Here is a 1,694-nt window from a genome sequence, read left to right as displayed (position 1 = left end):
CCATTGACTGTTGGTAATGGTGCGGCACCAGTTATCTCACGCTTGACACCGTTTACCGGTGCTAGCCTCCAGGTGGGTGATAAAAACTCATCAAACGACTACATCAAATATGTGAAACCACAAGAAAAAGTAGTTACTAAGAAAGAATATGAACAAAGTCGTGAAAAATGGCTTAAAGAAAAGAAAGAATCTAACGAAAAAGCTCAAAAAGATCTTGAGAAACACGTTAAATAATAATGGCTCTTTGTCAACTGTAGTGGGTGACGAAAAGCTAACATCTAGAGAGGACCGGATAGGTCCTCTTTTTATGTATGTTCAGTGTGATGAAGACACGTTTCTTAAAGTTGATGAAGTTTCTAAAACCGAAGCCCAAGCGTTTAATGTCTTTAATTAACTTATTAGTCGCTTCAAGTTTTGCGTTTGAATAGTCTGTTTCTAGTGCATTTTGGATGTATTGCTTGTGTCTAAGAAAAGTCCTAAAGACCGTTTGAAAATAGTGATTGACCTTGCTTCTATTTTCCTCTATCAGGTCAAAGAACTCACCTACTCTCTTCTCCTGAAAGTGAAAAAGCAAAAGCTGATAAAGTGTATAGTAGTCAGTAAGCTCTTTTGAAAAGACTAGTGTCTTCTTAACAACTTCATGTGGTGCTAAAGTTTGGCGGAAAGTCTTTGAATAGAAAGAGTTGAGAGATAACTTACAGCTGTCCTTTTGGAAGAGTCGCCAGTGATTTTTCAAGGCTCGATAGGGTAGTGACTTCTTATCGAACTGGTTCATAATTGCAATTCTAGTCTTTAAAAAGGCACGTCCAAGGTGCTGGATGATGTGGAAACGATCAAGAACGATTTTTGCGTTTGGAAAGAGCTTGCGAGCCAGTGGAATATAAGCTCCAGACATATCCATCGTGATAAACTGTACCTGTTGCCGGACTTTCAATGGATACTTCAAAAAGTAGTTTCGTATAGTAGTTTGGCGGCGATTATCAAGGATGGTTATGAGTTGGTTTGTCTCATAATTCTGCGCCACAAAAGCCAATTCCCCTTTCTTGAACCCAAACTCATCCCAGGACATAACAGCAGGGAGTTTGTCATAATGTTCCTTGAAAGTGAACTGATCAAGCTTACGATAGACAGTGGACGTCGACACGCGAAGTCTTCTTGCAATATCAGTTAGTGACACCTTCTCAGTTAGAAGCTGTGTAACTTTTTGTCGGACTAGATTGGAGATTTGGCAGTTTTTCTCAACGATAGATGTCTCAGCTACCGTGACTCTTCTACAACTTTTACACTGGAAACGACGTTTTTTCAGACGTAGTAGAGTTGGCGTTCCCGCTTGCTCGAGAAGAGGGATTTTAGAAGGCTTTTGAAAGTCGTACTTGATCATCTTTCCTTGGCAGTGAGGACATGATGGTGCAGGGTAATCAAGTTTTGCTTGAATCTCGATATGAGTGTCAGTTTCAAAAACAAGTGAAATCTTGATATTTTGGTCTTTGATTCCGATTAATTCTGTGTTATTCTTAATAAGTCTCATAAGTTCTTCCTAATGATGGTTTGGTTGCTTTTCATTATAGTTCTTATGGGACTTTTTGTCTGCATTCAAAAAGCTCTATAATCTCTACAGTGGTTTTACCCACTACAGAAATTATAGAGCCTAAATAGTAAAAGAGCTATCCGTTTGGATGGCTTTTTTCTATTTT

The 1,694-nt window shown here is 38.8% G+C and carries 2 pseudogenes; one reads left to right on the top strand and one right to left on the bottom strand.

The features are described 5' to 3' along the window. Nucleotides 1–234 (top strand): annotated as a pseudogene (locus ACEN36_RS12910) (peptide ABC transporter ATP-binding protein); the annotation flags it as partial. A gap of 44 nt (nt 235–278) precedes the next feature. Here ACEN36_RS12910 and ACEN36_RS12905 read toward each other — a convergent pair. Beyond that, nucleotides 279–1,528 (bottom strand): annotated as a pseudogene (locus ACEN36_RS12905) (ISL3 family transposase). Nucleotides 1,529–1,694: the final 166 nt, after the last annotated feature.

The organism is Desemzia sp. FAM 23989, assembly GCF_045528345.1.
In the GTDB taxonomy this organism is placed as follows: domain Bacteria; phylum Bacillota; class Bacilli; order Lactobacillales; family Carnobacteriaceae; genus Desemzia.
The sequence above is the reverse complement of the archived record's forward strand: the minus strand, read 5'-3'. Positions and strand labels throughout refer to the sequence as shown.